This window comes from Persicimonas caeni, from assembly GCF_006517175.1.
Lineage (GTDB): Bacteria > Myxococcota_A > Bradymonadia > Bradymonadales > Bradymonadaceae > Persicimonas > Persicimonas caeni.
In genome coordinates this window covers 349,795-374,595 of record NZ_CP041186.1, presented here as the reverse complement: position 1 = coordinate 374,595, position 24,801 = coordinate 349,795, and the positions used below count along the sequence as shown (strand labels likewise).

Below are 24,801 nucleotides of genomic sequence, written 5' to 3'. Positions count from 1 at the left end.
AGTTATGAGTGAGCTACCCGTAGTAGCTCGCGTTTGAAGCGTAAAGCATGGTTGCAAATAAAAATTTCGCCGACCCCACAAATGGCGGGGCCGGCGAATCGGTTCGACGGGGATGCGACTGCGCGAGTGTCACTGCATCGGGCGACCCAATTCGTGCGACTCGACGGTGCTCAGCGTCGACACGTAGAAGGCCCAGCCGAGGTAGTTGGAGAAGATGCCGATGGCCATGCTGGCGAGCCAACCCAGAATCGGGATGAAGTTGAGGATGGCGTTGACGCAACCGAGCACCAACGAGGCCACGAAGACGGTGACGAAGAAGAGGATGAAGAGCACCAGGTTGCTCGTGACCGTCGAGAACGCCTTGGTGAACGAGCCGACGACGCCGTGGCCGGTGGCCGCGTAGTACATCGTGGGCATCAGCAAGAAGAGGGCGACCAGGACGACCGGCACCCAGAGCAAGGCGGCCAGCGGGTCGATAAGCGCCGCCAGGCCGACCGCCGGCAGCGCGAGAAGCACGTAGGCGGCGCCGGCCACGAAGATGGCCCCGATATTCTCGGTCGCTTTGCTCAGCGACCAGCCGAAGCCGTGATGCGGCTGCGGGCCTTCGAACAGGGCCGTGCGCATGGGGTTGAAGAGCCCCACCAGGACCAGTTGGACGGCCATGGAGAACAGCGCGATGGCGCCAAAGCCGACGAACATTCCGGTGCCCATGCTGGCGGCGGCCAAGTCGGAGTCGCCGCCCGTCAAGGCCCCGATTCCCACCGTCGTCGCAAAGACGGCGATCATGCCGCCAATGGAGATGACGAATTGACCGATCATCAGGGCGGCGAAGGCGCCGACGACGCCCGAGTTGAGCGAGCGGCTCATCACCGTGCCCAGGTTGTTGAACACGTCGGTGATGCTTGCCGGGCCCATCGGCACCGGGTCGTAGTTGTTCGGATCGGTCTCCCAGCTCGCGCTCGGCTCGCCGGGGTCGGTGGTGTTGGGGCTCTCCCAGGGGGATTGTTCGTGGCCGAATCCGTCGTTGGACCCGGGCTCGTCTGACCAGTCGTTGCTCATACTTTGTCCTTACCGTGGCAAAAGAAGATGGGGGGCTCTACAGATATGTCGCAGGCTGCGGTGGTGGATAGAGTCGTCCTCTCAGATACCAGAGGACCACCTCGATCACGACGGCAGTCGAATACTTTTGGCTGCGTGCGCCACAGCATAGCCAAACCTCCCCAAAAATCCAAAGGGGGCGCGCACTTCATGTGACGAAAATGTCACTGACCTTCGACAATTACAGCCGATCCCTTTAAAGTGCCCGAAACCGAAAGACCCAAACACGAAAAACTGGCGTCTGTACTTTTGCCCCGTGGGAGTGAGAGCGAAATGAGTGCTTTGCTGTGTAAGTCAAAAGTGGTTGTCACGTTAATGGTTTTGGCGCTGAGCCTGGCAGGTGTGGCGTGCGATTCGTCGAAGAGCGAATCGGGCGGTGAGGCGACGGCCGAGTCGAGTCCCGCGGTCGAAGAGGAGGCGTCGGCTGAAGGGGAAAAAGCACAAGAGGAAGAAGCTTCGGCCGACGAAGAGGGCGAGAAGGCTGACTCGGAGGCAGAATCTGCTGAAGCGGCCGAGGCCGCAGAGTCGGGCGAGTCGGGCGGCAAAGGTGAGTCGGCCAAACGCAAGGACATTCGCAAGCTCCTCGAAATCACCGGCTCGGCCGAGCTCGGCCTGCAGGTCGTCGACCAAATGATCGCCCAGTTCAAGATGTCGGCGCCGAACGTGCCTTCGGAGTTCTGGGACGAGTTCCGAAAGGACATCAACAAAGACGGCCTCGTCGAGATCATCGTGCCGATCTACGACAAGCACCTGACCCACGACGAAATCAAGGCCCTCATCAAGTTCTTCGAGTCGCCCGCGGGCAAGAGCTACGTCAAAAAGCTCCCCATCATCACGCGCGAGTCGCAGATGGCCGGCCAGAAGTGGGGCCGCGAGATCGCCCAAAAGGTCCAGAAGCGCCTGCAGGAAAAGGGCTACAAGTAACGTCCACGGAGCCCGATGAACTTCATTTCCCGACTTGCAGCGACGATAGACGCCGACGAACAGAGTACGCAGCAGATGCAGCTCGGCCTCGAGGTGGCCGCCGCTCTGGGATCTCCGGTCGAGATCTCGGAGTGGCGCGCCGTCTGTGAGGTGGCCGGCGTGCCGTGGTCGGAGACGTGGACGACAAGGTTCACTGAGGGTCAATTGCTGCGTCGTGACGGCGAATGCCTGGTTCTCGACGACGAACTGCTCGACGATCTCGAGCAGATCGCCCGTCGGCAGGGCCGCTGGGAGGCGCACCACGCCGCCTGCGCGCAAATGCTCTTCGAACGTTATTCGGCCCGGCACGCCGGGGTGGCCCGGCGGCGAGCCGACCACCTCGAGCGAGCCGGCAAATACGAAGAGGCGCTCGAGCCGCTTCTCCTCGCCGAAGAGGAGGCGTTTCTCGACGGTGACGCCGACGAGGCGCATCGGCTGCTCGATCGGCGCGAACGCCTGCTCGATCATCTCGGTGCCGACGCGCGAGATCCCCGCCGAGCTCAGAATACTCGACGTCGTGCCGAACTCGTCTACAACAACGGGGATGTCGAACGGGCCCAGCGACTCATCGAGGAATGTCGTGAGATCCTGATTCAGACCGAGTGGCCTTCCGAGCATGGCAGTGCCGCGCAGCTATACGGTCGTATCCTGCGCGATACGGGGCGCCAAGATGAAGCTCGCCAGTGCTTCGAGGAGGCGATGACAAGCTTCGGAGCCAGTGGCGATGACCGCGGGTTGGCGACCAGCAGGGCGAGCCTCGCCTATCTGGAGTTGGCGGCGGGGCATCACGACTCGGCGAAAGGCTACTTCACCAAGGCGCTGCAGACGTTTCGAAGGCTGGGTGACGATTTCATGATCAGCAGCATCTTATTGTTGCTGGCCACCATTTGGCGCTCGTCCGGAGATATCGAACAAGCCAAGGAGACGGTGGCGGAAGCGCTCGAGGCCTCTCGGCGATCGTCGCACAAGCCCGTTCAGGCGTCGGCGTTGATCACCCTCGGTGAAATCGCGCGCAGTGAGGATAAGTTCGACGCCGCCAAGCAGCATTATGCGCGCGCGGCCGCCATCTTGGAGGCCGCCGAGCTTCGCACGGTCCATATTGCGCGCTACAATATTTCGCTGGTGGAGATCGGCGCGGGCCATTTCTCCGAGGCGCGTCCGATTCTGGCGGAGTTGCTCGAACGATATCCGGCTGTCGGGTTCGACGCGCGGCTCCCCTTGGTCTACGCCGGGCTGATGACCTGTGCGATTGGCGAGGGTGACTGGAGTGGTTTCGAGAAGCTGCACGCCAAGACGTTGGAGATGGTCGACGAGACGGACGCCGCCCACGCCGACCTGGCGTGGATGGCCCAGCGCGCCTTGGAGCTCGTCGATGCCCGAGAACGTCCCGAAGCCCATCAGCAGATGGTCGACTTTGCATGTGAACAACTCGAGCGCCTCGACCGAGACGATGAGGCGAATGAGTTGCGTGACCGACAGGTGACGAGTGTCTGAGAACGTCGAAAAACTCGAAGGGGTCATCTCTGCAGCGAAGCTCCCCGAGGAGGGGTCGCGCCAGGCGTTGCCGAGCTTGAAGATCGCGGCGCTGCTGGGCCCGATGGTGCGCACCCGTGAGTGGGAGGCTGCCTGCCGTCTGGCCGGATTCGACGCCAGCGACCGGCTCGTCGATGCCCTGGTCAGCCACGGCCTCGCCGAGCGCGTGGCCGACGGCTGGCGTTTCGTCGATCGCGAGTTGGTCGACGCGCTGGTCGACAAGGTGCGCGGGACGCCTGCTTGGAAGAAGTACCACACGATGTGCGCCAACGCGCTCTTCAGCGTGGCCGGCGACTCGTCCGCAGGCGTCGCACGGCGTCGCGCGGACCACCTGCTCGCCGCCGGAAGCTCCGAGGAGGCGCTCGAGCCGCTGTTGATGGTCGAGAAGGAGGCGTACGCCGACGGCGCCTACGAGCAGGCGCACGCCGTGCTCGACGAACGTCAGCGATTGATGGACGAGCTCGAACTCCCCTCTGACGACCCCCGCCGCGCACAGAACGATTGGCGCAGCGCACGTCTGTTGCAGATCCAGGGGCAGCGCAGACGCGCGCTGCGCCTCCTCGACGGCAGTCGGCAGGTGCTCGAGCGGACCGACTGGGCCTCCGAGCGCGGCAACGCCGCCCTCATCCATGGTCAGATGCTCCGTGACGAAGGCCGCCTCGAGGAGGCCCGTGAGTCCTTCGAGGACGCCACGGCCCAATACGCGCTCGCGGCCGACGACTCCGGGCTGGCCTCCAGCCGCATGCATCGCGGCCATCTCGAAATGGAGCAGGGCAACCTTCGAGAGGCGCTCGAGTTTTTCGAGGCGTCGCTGCGCAGCTTCGAGCAGATCGGCGACGCGTTCATGATGGCGGTGGTCTTGTCGCAGATGTCCTATGCCTGGTTGATGCAAGGCGATCATGCCGAGGCGGAGAGTTGTGCCGCCCGGGCGCGCGACATCTCCCAGGAGGCGGGCCACAAGACCACCGAAGCCGCCGCGCTGAACTCGCTGGGCGAGATCGCTCGTGACCGGCAGGATTGGGACGACGCGCGTCGTTTCTTCGAGCAGGCCATCATCCTGTGGCTGCCCGCCTACGATCGCAACCTGCACATTGCGCGGTTCAACTTGGCGCTCGTCGAGATCGGTGTCGGCAATTATACCGCGGCGAAGCGGCTCTTTCTGGACGTGGCCGAGCGATTTGCCGAGATGGGCTTCGGCCCGCGCGAGCCGCTGGTTCACGCCGGGCTGATGACCTGCAGCGCCGCCGAGGAGGACTGGGAGGCGTTCGAGCATCATCAGGCGCGGGTGCTCGAGACGGTCGAGAAGCTCGGTCTGGGCGACGATGACCTGATCTGGATGGTCCACAAAGCGAGCGTGCTCGTCGGCGAGCGCGGGACGCCGGCGGCCAAGGCGGCCGCGCGCGAGCTCCTCATGAAGTTGCGTTGAGCCCGGCCAGTTCCGTGGAGCCCAGCCAGTTGCGTTGAGCCCAGCCGCCTCGCCCTTAGGATCGTCCGCCGGTGTTGATGCTGGTGCAGCGAACCTTCCTCTCTGATCTTCATTTCCATGAGCGACCCACACGAAGACAAGCAGCTCGAAAAGCTCGCCGAACTCTGGCGAAAGGAGCGCGAGACGTGTCGCCGACGCCACCTCGAGGAGCGCGCCGAGACGACCCTCGACGAGCGCGTCGAGCAGGGCATCGCCCTGGCGAACCTCGAGGTCGAGGAGACCGCCGCGGCCCCCGGAGAGCGCATGATGCTCTGGCTGGCGCCGCGCAAGCCCGACGCGCTCGACGGCTTCCGGGCAGGACCAGGCTCGCCCGTGGTCCTGTGGCGTGAGTCGCCCACCGAGCGAGACGCGGTCCAGGCGGTCATCGCCCGGCGCAAAGGCGGCCGCCTCGGCGTCATGGTCGACGGCGACGTGCCCGACCGACTCTTTGGCGACACCTTCCACCTCGACCAAGAGGCCCCTCAGACGACCTTCGACCGCGGCGAGCGCGCGGTGGCCGCGTTTCGACAAGCCGCGAAGGTCTCCGATCAAGGCCAGCTTCGCAAGGTGCTCTTCGGGGCCCACGAGCCCAAGAGGCGTCGCTCGCCGGAGTGGAGCGTCTTCGACGAAGAGCTCAACGAGGCGCAGCGACGCGCGGTCGAGCAGGCGCTGTCTGCCGAGGACGTCGCCCTCGTGCACGGCCCGCCGGGCACCGGCAAGACGCGCACCCTCGTCGAAGTAGTGCGCCAGGCCGTCGCCCGCGGCGAGCGCGTGCTGGTGACCGCGGCGAGCAACGCCGCCGTCGACAACCTCGCCGAGCGCCTCATCGAGGCGGGTGTGGAGGTGGTGCGCCTGGGCCATCCGGCGCGCGTTGCCCCGTCGGTCGAGGCGCGCTCGCTCGACGCGCTCTTGGAGGCAACCCACGACTACAAGCTCGCCCAGAAGTGGATGGACGAGGCGCGCGAGATTCGCCGACGCATCGACGCTCGAAGCTCACGAGGCAAGAGCTCGCGCGGGAGTTTGAGCCGCGCCGAGCGCGCCGGCATGTACCGCGAGATGCGAAACCTGTGGGGCGATGCGCGCGGCCACCTGCGCCGGGTGCAGGGTGCCATCATCGATCGCACGCCGGTCATCTGCGCGACCGCCGCCGGCGCCGACTCGAAGTTGCTCGACGACGAGGAGTTCGACCTGGTCGTACTCGACGAGGCGACCCAGGCCGCCGACCCCATCGCGCTGGTCGCGCTCTTGCGCGCGCCCAAGGTGGTCATGGCCGGCGACCCGCACCAACTCGCCCCCACGGTCATCGACCTGGAGGCCGAGCGCGAGGGGCTGGGCGTGACGCTCTTCGAGCGGCTCAGCGACGAGGCGGTGATGCTCGAAGTGCAGCACCGCATGCACGAATGCCTGATGACCTTTCCCTCCGAGACCAAATACGACGGCCAACTCGTCGCCGCCGACGCGGTCGTCGAGCACACCCTCGACGAGCTCGACGGCGTGGTCGCCGACCCGGTGCGCACCGGGCCGCTCGTCTTCGTCGACACCGCCGGCAAGGGCTGGGACGAAGAGCGCAGCGAAGAAGATCCGAGCAGCTCGAACCCCGCCCAGGCCGAGCGCACCGCCGCCGAGGTGCGCCGGTTGGTCAGCCGCTGCGTCTCCCCCGACGATATCGCCGTGATCTCGCCGTATTTCGCGCAGGTGCGCCGGCTTCGCAAGCTCTTGGACGACGTTCCCGGTGTCGAGATCGACACGGTGGACGGGTTTCAAGGGCGCGAGAAGGAGGCCGTGGTGGTCGACTTGGTGCGCAGCAACCCGGACGGGCAGCTCGGTTTCTTGAAGGACACCCGGCGCATGAACGTCGCCCTGACGCGCGCCCGGCGCTTCTTGCTGGTCATCGGCGACAGCGCCACGCTGAGCACCCACCCGTATTACGCAGCTTTTTTGGAGGCCGTCGAGCAGCGCGGCACCTGGGTGAGCGCGTGGGCCGACGAGGCCGAGCCGCTCTAATTTGCGAAAACATCGACGCGCTCGGCAAAGCCGCGCCGCCAGAGCAGATAGATCGTGAACACGATCGCCTTGAGCACCGCAGTGATCGCAATCGCGTTGGCGATCGCCGAGAAGGTGCCCACGATGGGTGGAGCGTCCGCAAGCCCCGTGAAGCTCCACAGCACTCCCTCACCGAACATCTCTGGGCCGAACAAGAACCAAGCCACCAGCGGCACGCGCAGCAGGTTGGCGGTGCCCGAAATGGCCATCGTCACGCGGGTCTGCCCGGCGCCTACGAATGCGCCGTACATCGCCATCTCGAAGCCGACCGCCCACATCACCCAGCCGATGGTGCGCACGTATTCGGCGCCGTAGGCCAAGGTCTGCGGGTCGCCGGTGACGATGGCGGTGAGCTGCTCGGGGGCGAGCAGAAAGCCAAAGCCGACGAGCTGGCAACTCAGCGCGCTCAACCCGGCGTTGAGCAGCGCGCCCTTGAACGCGCGCTTGGGTTTGTCGGCCCCCAGGTTCTGGCCGACCATGGCGATGCTCGCCGCAAAGAAGCCGTCGCCGAAGGCAAAGCCGATCCACTCGATGCCCCGAAGACCTGCGCCCAGGCCCCCCTGCGCCGCTGGCCCAATCTCGCCGGCCATGCGATTGAGGATGAAGTAGACCGTGCCGTAGATCGCCCCCGAGATGGACGAGAAGATGCCGATGCGAAACATCGCCCCGAGCACCTTCGGCGTGGGCAGCCAACTGCGCTCGCCGTCCTCGGCGCGGTGCAGGTCGACGTCGAGGCCGCCGCGAAAGATGAGCCATAGCCCGATAACGCCGGGGATGCCGCGACTCACGCCGGTCGCCACCGCCGCGCCGGCGACGCCCAGGGAGGGCAGGGGGCCGGGGCCGAGCACGAGCAGGTAGTTGAGCAGCACGTTGATGAGCAGGCTCGCCACCTCCAAAACTAGCGGCACGCGCGTGTTCCCGCAGGCCCGGAACGCCCCGATGACCACCAGCATCAGCGCGAAGAACGGCGAGGTCCAGTAGATGACCGACAGGTAGCCGTCGATCTCGGCGCCCACCGCCGGGGTCACGTTCGACATCGAGATGATGAGCGGCAACAGCGCCAGCCCCAGCAGCCCGATGAGCGCGCCCCACAAGATCTCGCTGGTGATCGCCTGCCTCAAAATGGAGGCGAGCTTGTCCTTCTGGCGCCGGCCGAAATACTGCGCAATCAGCGTGGTCGACCCGGTCGCGATCATGTTGAGCAGCGTGTAGTTGACCACCAAGATCGCAAAACACGCCGACAGCGCCGCGGTCGCCGCCGGGTTGTCGAGCAGGCCGATGAAGAAGAAATCGTTGAACGCGTAGAAGTTGACCAAGATGGCCTGCAAGACCGCCGGCCAGGCGATCAAAAGGCTCTTTTTGACCAGGTCGCCTTCGGTTGCGTCGATATTTCGGGGGTTGGCCACGGTGCTGCTCGTGCGGCTGGGGTGAGGCGTGGTTGCTTCCGGTTGGCGGTATGAATCAAATCATGGGGGACTGCAAGCGGGGATTTGGGGAGGGACGGTGACCGTCCCCGTCACCGTCCTCGCCTCTCCACCGCAGTTGATCGACTCGCGCAGGCGTCGATGATATAAGTACACACGTGCGGTTAGCAGCAGGGGCACGAGTGAGGCCTCAGACCCGCACGAAGCAACGTTTCTAGCCAGGAGCACCGTATGTGCCTGATTTGTGTCGAGTTTCAGAAGCAGCGAATGACCACCTTTGAAGCGCGCCGCGCGCTGGGCGAGATGGTCGAGGGTCTCGAGCCCGAGCACGTCGACGAGGTCGAGGAGATGCTCGAGGAGGCCGAGAAGGAGCAGGCTGAACAAGCGCAGGCTCAACAAGCGCAGCAAGACGACGAACAAGACGACTCCGACACCTGAGGAGCCGCCGATGACCGCTGCTGCCTGGGCGAAGTTTGGTACTTTCCGCGTCAACATGGCACAGGTCTCGCTCATCGAGCGTGACGAGGCGGTGCTGCGTTTTTATAACGCCGCGGGCGAGGAGTTCTTCGCCCGCGAGTTCGAGAGCGACCGTCAGGCCGACCGCGTGCTCAAGGAGCTGTTCCGCTTCGACGAAGTGCGCCTCCTGAACACACGCTACGAAGGCACCGAACCCCAACCTCCCGAGTAGTCACGCAGTTCCCAAACCCCCAAACCCCTAGATCCCCATCTGCTTCGCAATAATCTCCTTCATAATCTCCTGAGTCCCCCCACCAATCGGCAACAGACGCGCGTCGCGGCTCAGACGCTCGACGAGCGACTCGCGCATATATCCCATGCCGCCGTGTAGCTGGACCGCCTCGTAGCAGACGTCGACGGCGAGCTCGGCTGCGATATTCTTGGCCATCGACACCTCTTTGACGATGTACTCGCCGGCCTCCATGCGGCTGGCGACCTGGTACAGGAACGTCTTCGCGGCGGTGATCCGCGTGTGCATGTCGACGAGCTTATGGCGGGTGACTTGGAAGCCGACGATGGGGCGGCCGAAGGCCTCGCGCTCCTTCACGTACTTCATCGACTCCTCGTAGGCGAGCTCGGCGGTGGCCACGCCGTAGGCGGCCAGGGCGAGGCGCTCGTTTTGGAAGTTGCGCATGAGCGTTACGAACCCGCCGCCCTCGCTGCCCACCAAGTTCTCCTTGGGTACGCGCACCTCGTCGAAGCCGATCTCGGCGGTGTCGCTCGCCCACCAGCCGTGCTTCGCGAGCGGCTCGGAGAGGGTCACGCCCTCACGGTCGGTCTCGACCACCAGAAAGCTCAAGCCGCCGTGCTTGTCTTCGGCAGTGCGCACGAGCGTGGTCAAAAAGTCGGCGCGCACGCCCGACGTGATGAACATCTTGGCGCCGCTGACCACGTATTCGTCGCCGTCGAGCTCGGCGCGGGTGGTCACTCCGGCCACGTCGCTGCCTGTATTCGGCTCGGTGATCGCCAAGCCACAAATCTTGTCGCCCGCCAGGGCAGGGCGGGCGAACTCGTCGATGAGCCGCTCGTCCTCGCTCTGCACGACCGGCGGCAAGCCGATGCCCAGGGAGCCGAGGCCCGCGGCCACGCCCGTCGACCCGCCGTGCATCAGCCCTTCGATGACCATCACCCCCGCCATGGGGCCGCCTCCGCTGCCGCCGAGTTCCTCCGGAAAGCCCACGCCCAGGATGCCGGCGTCAGCCGCCTTCTTATAGAGATCGCGCGGAAACTCGCCGGCCTCCTCCCACGCGTGAGCGTTCGGTCGAATCTCGTCGAGCGCAAATCGCTTGGCCGTCTGGCGGAACATTTTGTGGGTTTCAGATAGAAAGTTTTCGTAGAAACTCATTGTGTTATCCTGCGCAGTTGGCTGTATTCTCGTAGTGTCTTATGGCTCGGTTGTCGTGCTTGAGGTGGGGCTCGAAAAATGGCACTCTTAGGGTGGTCTTGCTGCCTTTTTGTGGTGGCTCGAACATGGATGAGCTGTATTCAACCGATTGCGTGAGGCGCCAATGTCAGATTCATGGGCTGCTGGTTTAGGTGGTGAGGAAAGCGAGGTCATTATCAATCGTCGCGAGAGCGACCGCAAGCGCGTGAGGGTGGCGGTGTCGATGCACTCGGACTCCAACCTCTACGTGGGCTTCGCCGACAATATGAGCGAAGGCGGCCTCTTCGTGGCGACCCACGAGCTTCTATCGATTGGCGAAACGATCGAGCTGGTCTTCGAATTGCCCGGCGAGGAGGATTTGGTCGAGGTCAAAGCCGAGGTGTGCTGGCAGCGCGCGGTCTCCGACTTGCAAAACGGCACGCTTCCGGGCTTTGGCGCGCGCTTCGTCGATCTCGACGACGCCGACCGCGACCGCCTCGAGCAATTCCTCGAGAATCGCGAGCCGATCTTCCATCCCGAGTGAGCGTCGATACATGTACCACAGAGAATCGGCCGGCGAAGATTGTCTCCGCCGGCCGTTCTCTTGTTTGGAGGTCGAAGTGCATCCGGTGAATCCGTACACAACCCGAGTACGGAGATTCCTGAATTGGGGGCCTAAACCTTTGAAGCTTGCCTGATGGCTTCGTATCCTAACGTGAGAGCTTGATTGATTTTTTTTGAGAGGTGGAGAGAGCCATGTTTCTGAGCAAGAGTCGCGCAACGTCGATGATTTCGGCGCTCGTTTGGTCGGTCGTATTGATGATGTCGGTCAGTTGCACCGAGGAGGTAGCCACCGGAGGCCAAGGCACGAATAACGGAAGCCTGACACAGGACGCCACCGGCGGAACCGACGCCGACGACACAGGCGCGACCGCCGATACGAGCGCCGACACGGGTGCCGGCGAAGACGTCACCGAGCCCGATTGCACCGGCGGGACGTGCAGCTGCCCCGAAAACCTGGTGCTGTGCGGCGACACGTGCGTCGACCTGTCGGCAGATCCGAACAACTGCGGAAGCTGTGGCGAGTCGTGCGGAAGCGCCGGCGAGTGCGTCTCGGGGGCGTGTCAGTGCCCCGATGGGGCGACCCAGTGTGGCGACACGTGCGTCGACGTGAGCAGCGACCCGCAGCATTGCGGCCAGTGTGGCAACGACTGCGCGGCCGACGCCGCGTGTGAGTCGGGCGCGTGTGTGTGTCCGGGCAGCACAGTCAGCTGCGGCGACACCTGCGTCGACCTGTCGAGCGACGTCAACAACTGCGGGCAATGCGGCAACGATTGCGCCGGCGACGAGCAGTGCGTCTCGGGCTCCTGCCAGCCCCTGACGTGCTCGGGCAGCCAGGTCGCCTGTGATGGCCAGTGCGTCGACCTCTCGTCGGACGTCGCCAACTGCGGCGAATGCGGCCTCAACTGCTTCCCCGGCGAGCAGTGCACCTCCGGCCAGTGCGTCTGCCCCGAGGGCAACGCCCAGTGCGACGCGGTGAGCAATACGGGCGACGTGGTCGGTGGCTCGTGTGCGGACGACGCCGACTGTGCTGACGGCTCCGTTTGCTTGCAGGGAGGCGACTTCCCCGACGGCACCTGCAGCACGAGCTGCTCGTCGAACGCCGACTGTCCGGCCGGCAGCGCCTGTGTCGACGAAGCCGGCGGGACCTGCCTGCTTCGCTGCGGCGCCGACGGCTCTTGCCGCGACGGGTACGCCTGCGACACCAAGGACAATCAGGCCGGCGGAGGTGAAACGCCGGTGTGCATCGAGGGCTGACCGCTCCTCCTCCATTCACTGAGCACGCACTCGTACTCGCCCCGAGTACAGAAAGCCGCCGCCGAGGTTGTTCGGCGGCGGTTTTCTACGTACTCTGACGAAGAACTGAGAGTACGCCCATGAGTGACTGGAAACCCAACATCTTCGACTTCCTCGACTACCGCGCGTTTTTGCGTGCGTACTACGAGGCGGCCAAGGCGAATACCTCGGCCTTTTCGTACCGCTACTTCGCGCGCAAGGCAGGGTTGTCGTCTCCGAGCTTTTTGCGCCACGTGATGCGCGGGGAGCGCAATATCGGCGACACGGTCGAAAACTTCGCCAAGGCGCTCGAGCTCAATGCCGAGGAGACGCAGTTCTTTCGGTTGCTCATCGACTTCGACCAGGCCGAGACCGACCGCGAGCGCAACCGCGCCTTCGAGAAGCTGGCCGCCAGCCGCCGATTTCGCACCGCGCGGCGCATCGACCAGGCGATGTTCGACTACCTCTCGCACTGGTACTACCCGGCGATTCGCGAGATGGTCGCGCGGCCCGATTTCGACGAGGATCCAGCCTGGATTGCCGGTCAGTTGACCCCCAACATCGAGCCGGAGCAGGCCGAGACGGCCCTCGAAGTCCTGCTGGATCTGGGGCTTGTGGTCCGCGAGGATTCGGGAACGCTCGTGCGCGGCGAGGCGAGCGTGACGACCGAGCACGAGGTGCGCTCGCTGGCCATCGCCAACTACCACCGCCAGATGCTCGAGCGCGCCGGCGAGTCCATCGAGATCATCCCGCGTGAGTACCGCGACCTGGCGGCGATGACGGTGTGCATTTCGCCGGAGACCATCGGCGAACTCAAAGAGCGCGTGCACGCGTTTCGCGAGCTGGTCTTCGAGCTGTGCGACAGCGACGAGGAGCCGCAGGTGGTCTTCCAGATCAACACCCAGCTCTTCCCCCTGAGTTCTTTGCCTGACGACGTATCTGGAGACGACTGAATGCGAGCAGCACCAAATCTTGTCAATCTGCTAGCGGTGATCGGCGCACTGAGCCTCATCGGCGCCTGCGTGGGCACCGAAGTTGGAAACCCGCAGACGTCCGACGTCACCGTGGAGTTCTCCGGCTACGACGGCCAGCAGCGCGGGGCACTGACGCTCGCCAGCGGCATCGAGATCACCGAGGCATGGCTGGTCTTCGACGAGCTTCGCTTGCGCGAGGCGGCCAACTGCTCGGGGAGCGACGAGACCGACTACGACCAGGCCTTCGCCGTCGAGCTCATCTCGGGCCGCGAGTTCCCCGCGCTCGACATGCTCAGCAGCGAGGCGACGCGCTACTGCCGCATGGAGCTTCGCTTCGCCGAGTCCGACCTCGACAGCCTGCCCGCGGGCGTGCCCGCCGAGCTCGACGGCCTGTCGGTGCTCGTGCGCGGCTCCTACGACGGCACGCCCTTCGTGGTCCGCGACGACTACAAAGACACCTTCCGCATGGATGGCGACTTCACCCTGTCGGCCAGCCGCGAGCCGCTGCTCGTCGCCTTCGCCCTCGACGAATGGCTCGCGGCCGAAGAGCTCGACGGAGCCGACGGCGACGCCGAGATCCTGATCGACGCCGACAACAACAGCGACCTGCTCGACAGCTTCCGCGAAAACATGAAGCGCTCGGCCGCGCTGTTCCGCGACGCCAACGAAGACGGTGAGTTGCAAGCCGACGAGACCGACGAGCTAGCAGACGGCGATGTCGATGATGATTCGTCCGACGACGAGGCCGACGCCGGCGATGCCGAGGCGGACGCCGGTTAGGATTCAGCCATGACTTCGGCGGTGCGCGCATACGGCGACTGCACGCCGTGGCGCCGAAAGGCAAGCTTCACGCGCTCGGTCACGTCGCTGACGTAGGCCTTCTCGAAGCGCGCGTCGATGACGTAGGCCTTGCAGGTCACCGTCGTCACGAACGTGTAGCTGACCTCCTCGTCGCGCACCCGCATCGCCACCGGCTTGTCGAGGTAGACATATTTGGAGGTCACGCAGGCGCGGTGGACGAGCTTTTTGACCAGGTCGGCGTCCTCGCTCATCGCCACGTGGAACTTCATCTCGACCATCATGTCGAGGTCGCCGTCGTTGGCCGAGGCGACCGCTTCGGTCAAAAACTTGTTGTTCGGGATGGAGACCCTGTGGTCGTCGAGGGTCTGCAGGCGCACCGAGCGAAGCCCGATCTCTTTAATCTCGCCGTAGTACCCCTCGAAGCGCACGCGGTCGCCGACTTGGAAGGGCTGGTCGACGAGGATGAAGATACCCGCCATGACCGACGAGACGGTGTCCTTGAGCGCGAAGCCCAGCGCCACCGCCAGTGTGCCCATCACGCCGAGCGCGGCGCTCTTCTGGTTTTCGAGCACGGTCGCTGCCGCCAGATACGTCCCCAGCACAAAGATGCTCAGCCGGGTGAAGCTCGAGACCTGCTCGAGCAACAGCCGCCGCTTGGGAACCTGCTTGCCCAGACGCTCCAGGCTCGTCTCGATGAGGCGGTTGAGCGTGTAGCCGACCGCTACGATGGCCAGCGCGTGCAGGAGCTTGTCGAACTCGATCGACTGCAGTGCCTGGGCCAAAGCCGTGGCGTCGGGGGTCGCTTGTGCCAGCACGGTCGGCAGTAGGGTCAGCATCGCTCGGGCTCCTCGACCATCATCTCGCGGGCGTAGGGCGCCTGGATGTCGTGCTTTCGGAACATGCGTTTGACCCGCTCGGTGACGTCGGTGATGAAGTCCTTTTCGAAGCGCGTGTCGATGACGTAGGCCTTGCAGGTGATCACGGTGGTGAACGCCGAGTCGCGGGCGACGTCCTCGATGAGGATATTCACCGGGCGCTCCAAGAAGACGTATTTGGAGGTAACGCACGCCTCGTAGACGAGCTTTTTGGCGAGTTGGAAGTCTTCGGTCACCGCGATGTAGAACTGCATGCCCACGAGCATGTCGAGGCTGCCGGCGTTGGCCGAGGCGACCGCTTCGGTCAGAAACTTGTTGTTCGGGATGGAGACCATCTCGTCGCCGGGCGTGCGGACGCGCACCGCGCGAAGGCCGATCTCTTTGACCTCGCCGTAGACCTCGCCAAAGTAGATGCGGTCGCCGACGCCGAACGGGCGGTCCACCAGAATCAAGATGCCCGCCATGATCGACGAGGCGGTGTCTTTGAGCGCAAAACCCACCGCCAGGCCCAGGGTGCCCATCACGCCCAGGAGCACCTCTTCCTTGCCGGCCAAAAACGTGACGACCACCAGAAACGACGCGGCCACGAAGATGCTCAGCTTGGCGAAGCTCGACAGCTTCTTGAGCACGAGCCTGCGTCGGGCCACGCCCTCGCTGAAGCGCTCGATGGTGTTGTCAACGAGGTGGTTGAGGCCGTAGGCGAGCGCGATGATCACCGCCGCGGTCAACACCTTGCCGAGGTTGATCATCTGCAGCGTCTGGATGACCGCCTGGGCCTCGGGCGTCGCCTGCGCGAGCAGGGCGTATGCCGTCATGTGCGTGAACATCGCGTCACCCGTTCCCGTACCCATACAGAAAATTCGAGTTCGACAACTGGCGGAGCACCTGGCGCAAGAAGAGCGGGGTGAGCCGCGCCCGTCGACTCTCCGGGTCGAGGTCGACCACGCCGGCTTCGGCGAAGTAGTCGACCGCAAGGTTGCAGAAGCCTCGAGGTACGTTCACCACGGTGGCTAGCTCGTCGACGTCGAGCTCGCCGTGCTGGGCGAGCGCGCCGAGCACGAACCAATGGTCGTCGGTATAGCTCGAAAACTCGGCGGTCGACGGCCGGCGAAACAGGCTCACCTGCAGCGTCTTCGCGTCGCCCGTCGGCCGCAAGCTTCGCAGCCAATAGAGCATCGCAACGCGCGGGTTGCCCCCGCTAAACTCGTGCAGGTAGCGAAAGTACCCATTGGCGGTCTTGACCACTTCGAAGAAGTAGTCGGCGTGGTCGACTTGGTCGTGGACGAGGTCGGCGAAGCTCGGCAGGTAGTCGGTGTGCGCGGTGCGCGTCTCGATCATGCGCTCGAGGTCCTCTTCGGACCACGGCTCGAGCGTGAGCACCTGGCCGAAGTAGTGCTCGCGCGCCTCGATGCGGTTGATATAGCTCCAGGTGAACCCGTTGAAGGTGAGCACGAAGAAGTGCGCTTCGTCGCACAGGTTGACGATGTCGAGGAGCGTCTCGAGGCTGTCGAAGCCCTCGATTTGACGGGTGAACGCGTGGTGGCAGTCGTCGACGAGCGCCACGCGCGGCTCGAGCTCGTTCAGCTGCGCGATGAGCTCGTCGGAGCTACTCGGCGTGGTGTCGAGTTCGAAGAGCTCGGCGACAAAGTCCAGCACGCCCTCGCGGCTCTCGAGCTTCTCGTCGATGCGACCCCGGACCATCGGCCACTCGGTGGCCTCGGCGAGCTTCGCGCTCACGCCGTTCAGAAACGTCGTCTTGCCCACACCCGGCTCGCCCGACACGATGACCGAGCCTTGGCGGCGCGCCGCCTTCCAGCGCTCGAAGCGCGCGAGGACGTCTGCGGTGTAGGTGCCACGGTCGATTCGGTAGGCCTCGTCGACGAGCGCACGGTCTTCAAACACCTCGCGGTAGTCCTGGGGGAGTCTCTTCGCGTCGAGCGGCTGGCCGCCGTCATTTTGGACGCGCTCGCGGTTGCGCAGCTCGATCTTGGTGCGAAAGGCAAACGCGCTCGCCCGCTTGAACCATTGGGTGTTGAGCACGAAGCGACGCGCGATGATGCCAACTTCCTTGAAGAGCACGTACAGCGAGGCGACCGCGATGACGAGCACGCCCCACGGCCGGTCCTTGTGCTCGTGGACAAACTCGACGGGCCGCCGCAAGCCGTCGCCGGCCAGTCGCTCGAAGACCGAGGCGATATCGTCCTTCCACTGCGACAGCACCCAGTAGACCACGCCCACAAAGCCCCACACGGCGACCTTGTCGACGAGCCACCAGATGACGGTGATGCCGGTCAGCGGCTCGACGAAGTCGGGGATATACGCCGACAAGAGCCAGAAGACGACCACCACGCGCACACTGCGTACGAGTTTCTTGGCACGGTCGAGTTCGATGACGAGCAGGTCGGAGATCGCCGCGGCCTCGTCTTCGTCGAGGTTGTCGAACGCGCTGGCCGAAGCGTGACCCTGCTGGCGTCGATGCGACCGGGGCAAGACGAGCACTTTGGCCGCCGCCACCACGACCCAGTAGATGACCACCGCGTCGATGATCCAGACGAGCCCCTCGAACTCGGCGAAGCTCTGGGCGACGTAGGCCGCCACGTACTCCATGCCCAAAAAGAATGCCAGGGGACGGGCCAGGGCGCGCAACAGCTCGGCGATATTGATCGTAAAAGTGGCGTGACGCCGAAGCCAGCGTCGCCGCAGCAACCCCTCGGTGATCGCCGGGATGAGCGGCACCAAGAGCTTGGCGAGCGCCAGCCACACCGCCAGGCGCCACACGAGCCCCCACAGCCAGCTCCACACGTCGGTCGACGTCGTGTCGACGCTGGTGAGTTGCTCCCAGCGCCCGTGAGCGCGTGCCGTGATGGTGCGAAGCCCGTTTTTGACGCCGAGGGTGGCCTCACGCCAGTTATCTTCGTCGTCGATCGCGAAGAATTCGGCGCGTTTGGGCGCGCTGATCTTTTCGAGCAGCGGCGAGATGGTCTCGGGAAAGAAGGTGATATGCGAGCGGTACTCCCGCACGCGCTCCTGACGCGCCTCGTGAACGGCTCTGGCGCGCTCGAGCTCACGTTCGCTCTCGGCGACCTCGGCCTTCGCCGCTGCGACGCGCTCCTTCCAGACCGGCGAGCCGCCGAGTTGTTCCTCGCGCGAGCGCTCCACCTCGAGGTCGGCGCGGGCCGCCTCGAGCGCGGCGCGGGCCTCGCGGACCGGCTCGTCGGCCGCCTTCGCCTCGACGAGCGCCTCGCGAAACTCCTCGTGCACACGTGCTCGCAGCTCGACTAGATCGTCGAAGACGGGGTCGACCTCCGAGCGGCGCTCCTTTTCCGTGGGCTGCTCGGCCAGCGCGTCGATTCGCTCGAGGACATTCGCTTTCTGCTCGGAGAACGACCGCAGTTGGCGTTGCGTCTCGCGGGTGATCTCGGCCGCGGGGCCTTCAATTCCCTGGGCGAAGCCTGCAGAGGGGCCCGCCAGGAGAGTCGCCAAGAGGGCGAGCAGGATGAAGAGACGCGACGTCATGGAGCAGCTCGGGCCGGATAAACGCAATGATCTCCCGAACTACCACCGCACGCCGCCAGGCGCAATTTTTTGACGTTTGAGCAGGAAGGCACAAATGTCCTCCAAGCCTCCAAGCCCTCCACGGTAGTCGTGTTTATGTTGGTGGTGTTGGTCGAACTATGGCGATCGCCAGCCACTGGAGTAGACACCTTGGACACACTCGAAACGATCATCATCACCGGCGCCTCGCGCGGCATCGGCGCGGCGACCGCACGTCGACTCGCCGGTCCGAACCGCCGTCTAATTCTCTTGGCGCGCTCGGAGGACAAGCTCGCTGCGCTGTGTGACGAGATCAACGCGCAGGGGGCCACCGCCGAGCACCTCGGGGCGGACCTGTCGAGCGTCGAGCTGGCCGCCGAGGCGGCTTCGACGCTCGTCGAGCGCACCGAGCACGTCGACGCGTTGGTGCTCAATGCCGGCATGTCCAACGACAAGTTGTTCGACAACTCGACGATGGACGACATCGAGTACGAGCTGGGCGTCAATTACATGGCGCCGGTCACGCTTTTGCACAGCCTGATGCCCCTGCTCGAAGCGAGCGGCGGCAGCGCTGTGTTCGTCGGCTCGCTCACAGCGTTGATGCCCTTTCCGTCCAACGCGACCTACGCGGCGTCGAAGGCCGCGCTCTTAGCGCTGGTGCGAAGCTTGCGCGTCGAGATGGACGAGAGCGGGGTGCATTTTGGCATCGTGTTGCCGGGCGCCACCGAGACCGAAGCGACCGCCGGCAAGTCGTCCATCGTGCCGCATATGTCGGCCGACAAGGTCGCCAAGGCGATCGAGCGCTGCCTCGACAATCGCGAGGGCGTCATCATCCCGGGGTTAGGCAATCGGCTCGCTGCCACGTTCTTCCAAGAGTTTCCCGAGCTGTCCGAGAAGTTGCTCAAACCGCTGAAGACGAAATTGATTCCTGGTTTTGACGGATACTCCAAATCGTAATGGCTGAAACCACATCGCAGCAAGACGCAGACACCGTGCTCATCCTGGGGGCGCAGGGCTTCATCGGCACCGAACTCCGGCGTCGCCTCGCCCCGAATTATCGCCTGCTGAGCGTCGACTTGCGCCCGGGTGACCCGATCCGAAGCCATATGGGCGACGACGACCTATGCCGCGAGAAGCTCTTCCAGGCCGACCTGGGCGACACGCGCCAGATCGACGAGCTGTGGGACGCCATTCCCGACGCGGAGTTTTCGAGGCTGCGCGGCGTGATCCACCTGGCCGCGCACTACGACTTCAAGAACAAACCCGACAGACGTTACGACAGGCTCCATCACGCGCTCGAGCACCTCTTGCAGCGCATCGACGAGCGTGTGCCCGCTGGTGTGCCGCTTCTGTACGCGTCGAGCATGGCGTCGATGGCGCCCACCGAGCCGGGCATGGCGCTCACCGAGCACAGCCCGCGGCTGGGCGCGTGGGCTTACCCCGCGTTCAAGATCAAGGCCGAGGACGTGATTCGCGATGCGAACCTGGAGCGAGCGACGGTCGAGCTCGTGCTCGCCGGGGTCTACTCGAACCTGTGCGAGCTCGTGCCGCTCTTCAAACAGATCGAGTTGGTGCGAAGTCGCTCGTTCGAGAAGTACTTCTATCCCGGTCCGACCGACCGCGGGCTTACTTACGTGCACGTCGAAGAGGTCAGCCGTGCCTTCGAGATGGCGCTCGAGGAGTTTTTCGGGGGGCGCGGAATCGAGCGCTTTCTAATCGGCCAGGAGAGCCCGGTGACCTATCGCGAGATTCACGACCGGTCGGCGCAGGCGTTCTACGGCAAGGACCTGCCCCTGCAGCGCATCCCGCGGGCGCTCGCCTACCTGGGGGCCAAGGTGCTCGGGGCCGGGGCCCGTCAGGTGGGAAAGCGGCGCTTTATCCAACCGTGGATGATCGAATTTGCCGGCGAGCATTTCGAGTTCGACCTGTCACATACCCGCGAACGGCTCGGCTGGAGCCCCTGGCGCTCGCTGCACGACGACCTCGACCGGATCTTGCAACTCGCCGCGTTCCATCCGGACGTGTGGCTCGAAGTGAACGAGCAGCGGCCTTGGTAGAGCCGAGCGAGCTTTTGTGGCTTGCCGCAGGCTCCCTGCCTGCTATCGTGTCCGCGGGTAAAGCACTGCAAATCCTGCGGGATCCGACGTGAAAAAGACGCACATTATCGCCGCCTTGCTGCTCAGCACGGTCGCTGCATTGACGTTCTACTGGCTGTGGAGCGCCGACGCTCCAAACGCCGATTCGAATCAGCTCGACAACGCCCAACAAGCCCCCGCCGAGGCGCCGGGGACGCCGTTCATCGCCGGGCGGGTCGTTGACTCCACCGGGCGGCCCATCGAGGGCGCCACCGTCGACACCACCGACGGCGCGAGCGCGGTGACCGACGCGGCCGGCGAGTTCCGCCTCGAGGAGCTCGAGCCGGGGGCTTACCGGCTCGACGCGCGCGCCGACGACTTCGTGAGCGCCGGGCCCGAAGCCGTGCGACGTGTCGAGGTGGTGCTCTCCGACGACAGCGACGCCGGCGTCGCCGGCCTCGAGCTCGTCTTGCGGCGTCCGGCAGAAGTCAGCGGGCGCATCGTCGCCTCCGGTCGGGCCGTTTCCGACGCCAATATCAGCATCTACTACCTGTCCGCCGACGGCCTCGACGGCCGGCTCGACCCGTTCGTGACCGACGGCGTCGCCAAGTCGGGGGCGGACGGCAGCTTCGCCCTCGACAAGGTCGCCCCGGGTCGCCTGCGCCTGCTCGTCGAGGCCAAGGAGCACGCGCTGGCGGAGAGCCGCGAGCTCTACCTCGAGCCCGGCGAGACCCTCGAGGACCTGGTCATCGACCTCGCCCCGAGTGCGACCGTCTACGGTGAGGTGGTTGACACGGCGGGCAATCCGGTGCGCGCCGAACTCGTCCTGCGAGGCGGCCCGCTCGCCAGGAGCCGCAAGGTCACCGCCGATACGTCCGGCACCTACGCTTTCCACAACGTCCCGGCGGGCACGTTCATCCTCGAGGCGACCGCCTCGGGCTACCGCACCGAGAAGATCGACGCCGTCGAAGCCGCCGCCGACGAGCCGACCTCGGTCGACGTAGTCATGGAGGCTGCCAAGGGCATCTTCGGCCGCGTCGTCGACCCGAACGGCGAGCCGGTCGCCTCGTCATTTGTACGGCTTCGGCCCCCGCAGGGCCGCTGGAAGTTCCTGCGCACCGACGACGACGGGCGCTTCCAGTGGGATAACCCGCAGCACGACAGCTACACCGCCACCGCCATCTCCCAGCACTACGAGCTTTCGCGGCCCACCCACGTGACCGTGGGCGCCGAATCGACCCTCGAGCTACGCGCCGGCGGCGCGGTCAGCGGCCGCGTCGTCGGCCCCGACGGCCGGCCCGTCAACAGCTTTACGGTGGGCGTGGAGGCCATCGAGACGAAGGGCCCGCGCCCCTACCGGCCGCGTAGCGCCGGCCTCGAGAAGGTCAACGACTCGTCCGGTCGCTTTCGCTTCGACTCGCTGCGGCCCGGCACCTATTGGTTCCGCGTACAGACCAACCGCTACGCCTCGGCGAGCTCCGAGCCGGTGGTCGTGCGCGCCGGATCGGAGACCTCCGGGGTGACCATCCGCGTGGGTGAGGCCGGACGCGTCACCGGCCAAGTCACCGACGCCAAGACCGGCGCGCCCGTCGCCGGCGCGAGCGTCATGATCTTCGACCCCACCTCGCCTTTCCAAGCCAACAGCACGCGTACCGACGCCCGGGGGCGCTACGACATCGACGGCGTCGCCCCCGGCCGGCGAAGCCTTCGCGTCGCCAAAAAGGGCTACCTGTCGACCGTCTCGGCAGGCGTGTCGGTCGGCCCCGGCGGCGCGACGACGCGCGACGTCCAGATCCGCAAGCAGAAGCCCGGCGAGGCGATGCAATTCCACGGCATCGGTGCGGTCCTGATGAAGACCGACAAGGGCGTAGTCATCCGCAACACGATGGACGGCCACCCGGCCGCCGAGTTCGGCCTCCAAGCCCGCGACGTCATCCTCGCCGTCGACGGCGAGCCGGTCGACGGCCTGCGCCTCGACGAGGTCGTCGAAAAGATCCGCGGCCAGCAGGGCGTGCCCGTCGAACTCGAGATCGACCGGGAGGGCGAGGGGCGCTTCTCGACCGAAATCGAGCGTGGCTCGGTGGTGGTGAAGAAGCGCGGGCGCTGACGCTAAGCTCGCTTACTGTTGACTCGCCTTCATCTGCTCGATCATTTGCAGCCGCATGCATCCCTGGCTCTCACCACGCTCGCAGGCGAACTCGAACAGCCGCTTGGCTTCGTCCAGATCCTGTTCGGTCCCATCGCCGAGCATGTAGAGGCTGCCGAGGTTGGCGCACGCCATCGCGTGGTTTTCGTCGCAGGCCATTTTGTAGAACTTGTGAGACTTCTCGAAGTCTTGGGGCACGCCTTGGCCCACCGCGTGCATCACGCCGAGGCTGGTGCACGAGTCGCCGTGGCCGCGTCCGCACGTCGCGCGGAAGACGTTATAGGCGTGGTCGAGGTCTTTGGGTAGATGCTGCCCGTGCAGGTAGAGCGCGCCAAAGGAGTAGCAAGCGTCGAGATCGCCGCCGTGGCAGCGGTCGAGGTAGAGCTTCGCGGCGCGTTTGGGAGCAGCGGTCACCCCGTGTCCGCCCTGAAGGAGGAGTTCGGTGAGCGTATTGCAGGCTTGCGTGTGATCGGCCTGACACGCGGCCTCGTACAGCTCGAGTGCCCTGTCGACGTCGGCGCTCACGCCCATGCCTCGATGGTGGAAGAGCCCGAGGCGAAAGCAGGCCCATCCCGAACCAGCCTCGCAGGCGCGTTTGAGCGGCGGAATCAAGCCGCTGACGTCTACCGAGTCGGCGTCGCCGCCTTTGAAAGGGGCGTTGAACTCGATAACGCCCAGCTCTTGGCAGGCGAGTTGTTCGCCCCGGTTGCATGCCTTCTCGAGCAACGCCAACCCGCGCTCCTTGTCGGCTTCGACTGCCACGCCGTTGTGGTAGAGGGCGCCAAGTACCGCACACTCGCGCAGTTGGCCGCTGTCGCAGCGCTGTTGCAGTTGCTCTATCACTTGTGCCGTGTCTTTCTCCATGAACTCGAGGAGTGCGGTGCACGCGGGTTCCACGCCCGCCTGACATGCGTCTCGGTAGTGCAACAGCGCAGTGGCCTGCCAGCCGTCGACGCTCTTTCGGTCGCGAAGCAAATCGGCAAGGCTCGCGCAGGCTGGGGCGACGTCGGCCTTGCAGGCACGCGTGAGGAGCTTTGCTGCTTCATCGGGCGCATTCTGCCCGACGAGCACCTCGCCGAGGTTATGGCACGCTTGGGGGCTGTCGAACTCACAGGCTCGCCGCAAGAAGGTACGTGCCCGCGTGGCGTCGGTGGCCAAGGGACCGTCGAGATACGCCATTCCGAGCACGCGACACGCCTCGGCGTCTTCGAACTTGCAGTTCGCGAGAAGCTCTTCGTACGGCACGTGGCCACACGACTGGAACGAGTGGTCGCATTGGAAATGGCGGTAGTCTTTGGCGGCGGGATCGGCCTGGAGCGCCGTAGCCTCGTCGGCGCTCTGCGGCGTGGTCGCGCAGCCGGCCAGCACGAGCACGAGAATGCAGATGGTCGAAAACGAGATGCGTCGAGCCATGGTGGGACTTCTCCCCAAATTACAAAGCCAGATGACAGAAATGGTGCGAAGACATTCCCGACTATAGTCGCATAGAGAGGGCTGATTCGCTACGTTCCCGCACGACATTCCCAATCCAAAGGACCCGAAAATGCCCACCCGCGAAACCTACGAGCAACAAGATTACAGCGGCCAACGCCCCTTCGACGGCGAGTGCTACGAGTGCACCTTCGAAGGCTGCGACTTCACCGAGAGTGACCTGGGCGGCGTCGCCTTCGTCGACTGCACCTTCGAAGGCTGCAACCTGAGCATGGTCGACCTCGACGGCACCCGCCTGCAGGGCGTCGAGTTCGCCCACTGCAAGCTGATGGGCGTCGACTTCAGCAAGTGCAGCGAGTTCGCGTTGGCGGTGGGCTTCGAAGAGTGCTTGCTGAACTACGCGTCGTTCTGGCGCATGAAGCTGCCGAAGACGAGCTTTGCGGGGTGCTCTCTCGTGGAGGTGAACTTCGTCGAGGCGGACCTTCGCGAGGCCGCGCTCACCGAGTGCGACCTGAGCGGGGCGAGCTTCGAGCGCACGGTGCTCGAGGAGGCGGATTTGCGTGGGGCGTACGGGTTTTCGATCGATCCGGAGGGCAACCGCGTCGAAGGGGCGAAGTTTTCGCGTGGGGCGTTGGAGGGGCTGCTCTACAAGTACGGTTTGGAGGTGGAGTAGAGGCGGGAAGGAACGACAGGTTGCGGTCACGGAGTCGGTTACGGTCACGTT

At 65.0% G+C, this 24,801-nt stretch carries 21 protein-coding genes; 14 read left to right on the top strand and 7 right to left on the bottom strand.

Annotated elements, in window-relative coordinates; all coding sequences use genetic code 11:
- Positions 1-129: 129 nt before the first annotated feature.
- Positions 130-1,059 carry a hypothetical protein gene (locus tag FIV42_RS01510; protein ID WP_141195958.1) on the bottom strand — a complete coding sequence of 310 codons (930 nt, stop codon included), beginning with the start codon at positions 1,057-1,059 and terminating at the stop codon, positions 130-132.
- Between the two features lie 339 nt (positions 1,060-1,398).
- Between FIV42_RS01510 and FIV42_RS01505 the strand changes: the two genes are divergently transcribed.
- From FIV42_RS01505 to FIV42_RS01490, 4 genes are all read left to right on the top strand, one after another.
- Complete coding sequence (locus FIV42_RS01505) at positions 1,399-2,022, top strand: DUF2059 domain-containing protein (RefSeq protein ID WP_168210320.1); 624 nt, start codon at positions 1,399-1,401, stop codon at positions 2,020-2,022.
- 15 nt (positions 2,023-2,037) lie between these two features.
- A complete protein-coding gene (locus FIV42_RS01500) occupies positions 2,038-3,555 on the top strand; it encodes a tetratricopeptide repeat protein (RefSeq protein ID WP_141195956.1) in 1,518 nt (505 codons plus the stop codon).
- A complete protein-coding gene (locus FIV42_RS01495; protein WP_141195955.1) occupies positions 3,548-5,020 on the top strand; it encodes a tetratricopeptide repeat protein in 1,473 nt (490 codons plus the stop codon). Before FIV42_RS01500 ends, FIV42_RS01495 begins: the two co-directional genes overlap by 8 nt.
- A gap of 117 nt (positions 5,021-5,137) precedes the next feature.
- Entirely contained in the window at positions 5,138-7,063 is a 1,926-nt protein-coding gene (locus FIV42_RS01490) for an AAA domain-containing protein (RefSeq protein WP_141195954.1), read from the top strand.
- Here the strand turns inward: FIV42_RS01490 and FIV42_RS01485 are convergent.
- Positions 7,060-8,508: an MATE family efflux transporter gene (locus FIV42_RS01485; RefSeq protein ID WP_141195953.1), complete on the bottom strand. Its 1,449-nt coding sequence runs from the start codon at positions 8,506-8,508 to the stop codon at positions 7,060-7,062. The genes FIV42_RS01490 and FIV42_RS01485 overlap by 4 nt on opposite strands.
- A 285-nt stretch (positions 8,509-8,793) precedes the next feature.
- Between FIV42_RS01485 and FIV42_RS29920 the strand changes: the two genes are divergently transcribed.
- Together FIV42_RS29920 and FIV42_RS01480 are read left to right on the top strand one after the other, a co-directional pair.
- Positions 8,794-8,964 (top strand): hypothetical protein, encoded by a 171-nt coding sequence (locus FIV42_RS29920; RefSeq protein ID WP_168210319.1) that lies wholly within the window; start codon positions 8,794-8,796, stop codon positions 8,962-8,964.
- Between the two features lie 10 nt (positions 8,965-8,974).
- Positions 8,975-9,214, top strand: coding sequence for a hypothetical protein (locus FIV42_RS01480; protein ID WP_141195952.1), 240 nt, complete (start codon positions 8,975-8,977; stop codon positions 9,212-9,214).
- A 27-nt stretch (positions 9,215-9,241) separates the two neighbouring features.
- On the opposite strand, the gene FIV42_RS01475 is transcribed toward FIV42_RS01480, so the two are convergent.
- Positions 9,242-10,387, bottom strand: coding sequence for an acyl-CoA dehydrogenase family protein (locus tag FIV42_RS01475; protein ID WP_141195951.1), 1,146 nt, complete (start codon positions 10,385-10,387; stop codon positions 9,242-9,244).
- Between the two features lie 163 nt (positions 10,388-10,550).
- Between FIV42_RS01475 and FIV42_RS01470 the strand changes: the two genes are divergently transcribed.
- The 4 genes from FIV42_RS01470 (at position 10,551) to FIV42_RS01455 (ending at position 13,995) form a co-directional block, all read left to right on the top strand.
- Entirely contained in the window at positions 10,551-10,949 is a 399-nt protein-coding gene (locus FIV42_RS01470) for a TIGR02266 family protein (protein ID WP_141195950.1), read from the top strand.
- 212 nt (positions 10,950-11,161) lie between these two features.
- On the top strand, positions 11,162-12,223 hold the full coding sequence (locus FIV42_RS01465; RefSeq protein WP_141195949.1) for an MXAN_6577-like cysteine-rich protein: 1,062 nt from the start codon (positions 11,162-11,164) through the stop codon (positions 12,221-12,223).
- 119 nt (positions 12,224-12,342) lie between these two features.
- Positions 12,343-13,194, top strand: coding sequence for a TIGR02147 family protein (locus FIV42_RS01460; protein WP_141195948.1), 852 nt, complete (start codon positions 12,343-12,345; stop codon positions 13,192-13,194).
- Entirely contained in the window at positions 13,195-13,995 is an 801-nt protein-coding gene (locus tag FIV42_RS01455) for a hypothetical protein (protein ID WP_141195947.1), read from the top strand.
- Here FIV42_RS01455 and FIV42_RS01450 read toward each other — a convergent pair.
- The 3 genes from FIV42_RS01450 to FIV42_RS01440 are packed head-to-tail and all read right to left on the bottom strand — an operon-like array spanning position 13,992 to position 18,407.
- The gene (locus FIV42_RS01450; protein ID WP_141195946.1) at positions 13,992-14,852 is read right to left on the bottom strand and encodes a mechanosensitive ion channel family protein; all 861 of its coding nucleotides are present in this window, start codon (positions 14,850-14,852) and stop codon (positions 13,992-13,994) included. The genes FIV42_RS01455 and FIV42_RS01450 overlap by 4 nt on opposite strands.
- Positions 14,846-15,742 (bottom strand): mechanosensitive ion channel family protein, encoded by an 897-nt coding sequence (locus FIV42_RS01445; protein WP_141195945.1) that lies wholly within the window; start codon positions 15,740-15,742, stop codon positions 14,846-14,848. Before FIV42_RS01445 ends, FIV42_RS01450 begins: the two co-directional genes overlap by 7 nt.
- A complete protein-coding gene (locus tag FIV42_RS01440) occupies positions 15,723-18,407 on the bottom strand; it encodes an AAA family ATPase (RefSeq protein ID WP_141195944.1) in 2,685 nt (894 codons plus the stop codon). The genes FIV42_RS01445 and FIV42_RS01440 overlap by 20 nt, the downstream gene beginning before the upstream one ends.
- Positions 18,408-18,596: 189 nt before the next feature.
- Between FIV42_RS01440 and FIV42_RS01435 the strand changes: the two genes are divergently transcribed.
- From FIV42_RS01435 to FIV42_RS01425, 3 genes are all read left to right on the top strand, one after another.
- A complete protein-coding gene (locus tag FIV42_RS01435) occupies positions 18,597-19,382 on the top strand; it encodes an SDR family NAD(P)-dependent oxidoreductase (RefSeq protein WP_168210318.1) in 786 nt (261 codons plus the stop codon).
- On the top strand, positions 19,382-20,482 hold the full coding sequence (locus tag FIV42_RS01430) for an NAD-dependent epimerase/dehydratase family protein (RefSeq protein WP_141195942.1): 1,101 nt from the start codon (positions 19,382-19,384) through the stop codon (positions 20,480-20,482). The genes FIV42_RS01435 and FIV42_RS01430 overlap by 1 nt, the downstream gene beginning before the upstream one ends.
- 88 nt (positions 20,483-20,570) lie before the next feature.
- Positions 20,571-22,607, top strand: coding sequence for a carboxypeptidase regulatory-like domain-containing protein (locus tag FIV42_RS01425; RefSeq protein WP_141195941.1), 2,037 nt, complete (start codon positions 20,571-20,573; stop codon positions 22,605-22,607).
- Positions 22,608-22,619: 12 nt separating this feature from the next.
- Here FIV42_RS01425 and FIV42_RS01420 read toward each other — a convergent pair whose 3' ends face one another.
- On the bottom strand, positions 22,620-24,059 hold the full coding sequence (locus FIV42_RS01420; RefSeq protein ID WP_168210317.1) for a tetratricopeptide repeat protein: 1,440 nt from the start codon (positions 24,057-24,059) through the stop codon (positions 22,620-22,622).
- 130 nt (positions 24,060-24,189) lie between these two features.
- Here FIV42_RS01420 and FIV42_RS01415 point away from each other — a divergent pair, with 130 nt between their 5' ends.
- Positions 24,190-24,750 carry a pentapeptide repeat-containing protein gene (locus FIV42_RS01415; RefSeq protein ID WP_141195939.1) on the top strand — a complete coding sequence of 187 codons (561 nt, stop codon included), beginning with the start codon at positions 24,190-24,192 and terminating at the stop codon, positions 24,748-24,750.
- The last annotated feature ends 51 nt before the right edge of the window (positions 24,751-24,801 follow it).

Excerpts from the sequence above, each read along its gene's own strand:
- FIV42_RS01445 (WP_141195945.1), bottom strand. The coding sequence starts at position 15,742 with ATGGGTACGGGAACGGGTGACGCGATGTTCACGCACATGACGGCATAC.
- FIV42_RS29920 (WP_168210319.1), top strand. The coding sequence starts at position 8,794 with ATGACCACCTTTGAAGCGCGCCGCGCGCTGGGCGAGATGGTCGAGGGT.
- FIV42_RS01475 (WP_141195951.1), bottom strand. The coding sequence starts at position 10,387 with ATGAGTTTCTACGAAAACTTTCTATCTGAAACCCACAAAATGTTCCGC.
- FIV42_RS01460 (WP_141195948.1), top strand. The coding sequence starts at position 12,343 with ATGAGTGACTGGAAACCCAACATCTTCGACTTCCTCGACTACCGCGCG.
- FIV42_RS01430 (WP_141195942.1), top strand. The coding sequence starts at position 19,382 with ATGGCTGAAACCACATCGCAGCAAGACGCAGACACCGTGCTCATCCTG.
- FIV42_RS01415 (WP_141195939.1), top strand. The coding sequence starts at position 24,190 with ATGCCCACCCGCGAAACCTACGAGCAACAAGATTACAGCGGCCAACGC.
- FIV42_RS01465 (WP_141195949.1), top strand. The coding sequence starts at position 11,162 with ATGTTTCTGAGCAAGAGTCGCGCAACGTCGATGATTTCGGCGCTCGTT.
- FIV42_RS01470 (WP_141195950.1), top strand. The coding sequence starts at position 10,551 with ATGTCAGATTCATGGGCTGCTGGTTTAGGTGGTGAGGAAAGCGAGGTC.
- FIV42_RS01510 (WP_141195958.1), bottom strand. The coding sequence starts at position 1,059 with ATGAGCAACGACTGGTCAGACGAGCCCGGGTCCAACGACGGATTCGGC.
- FIV42_RS01480 (WP_141195952.1), top strand. The coding sequence starts at position 8,975 with ATGACCGCTGCTGCCTGGGCGAAGTTTGGTACTTTCCGCGTCAACATG.
- FIV42_RS01450 (WP_141195946.1), bottom strand. The coding sequence starts at position 14,852 with ATGCTGACCCTACTGCCGACCGTGCTGGCACAAGCGACCCCCGACGCC.
- FIV42_RS01500 (WP_141195956.1), top strand. The coding sequence starts at position 2,038 with ATGAACTTCATTTCCCGACTTGCAGCGACGATAGACGCCGACGAACAG.
- FIV42_RS01420 (WP_168210317.1), bottom strand. The coding sequence starts at position 24,059 with ATGGCTCGACGCATCTCGTTTTCGACCATCTGCATTCTCGTGCTCGTG.
- FIV42_RS01490 (WP_141195954.1), top strand. The coding sequence starts at position 5,138 with ATGAGCGACCCACACGAAGACAAGCAGCTCGAAAAGCTCGCCGAACTC.
- FIV42_RS01440 (WP_141195944.1), bottom strand. The coding sequence starts at position 18,407 with ATGACGTCGCGTCTCTTCATCCTGCTCGCCCTCTTGGCGACTCTCCTG.
- FIV42_RS01455 (WP_141195947.1), top strand. The coding sequence starts at position 13,195 with ATGCGAGCAGCACCAAATCTTGTCAATCTGCTAGCGGTGATCGGCGCA.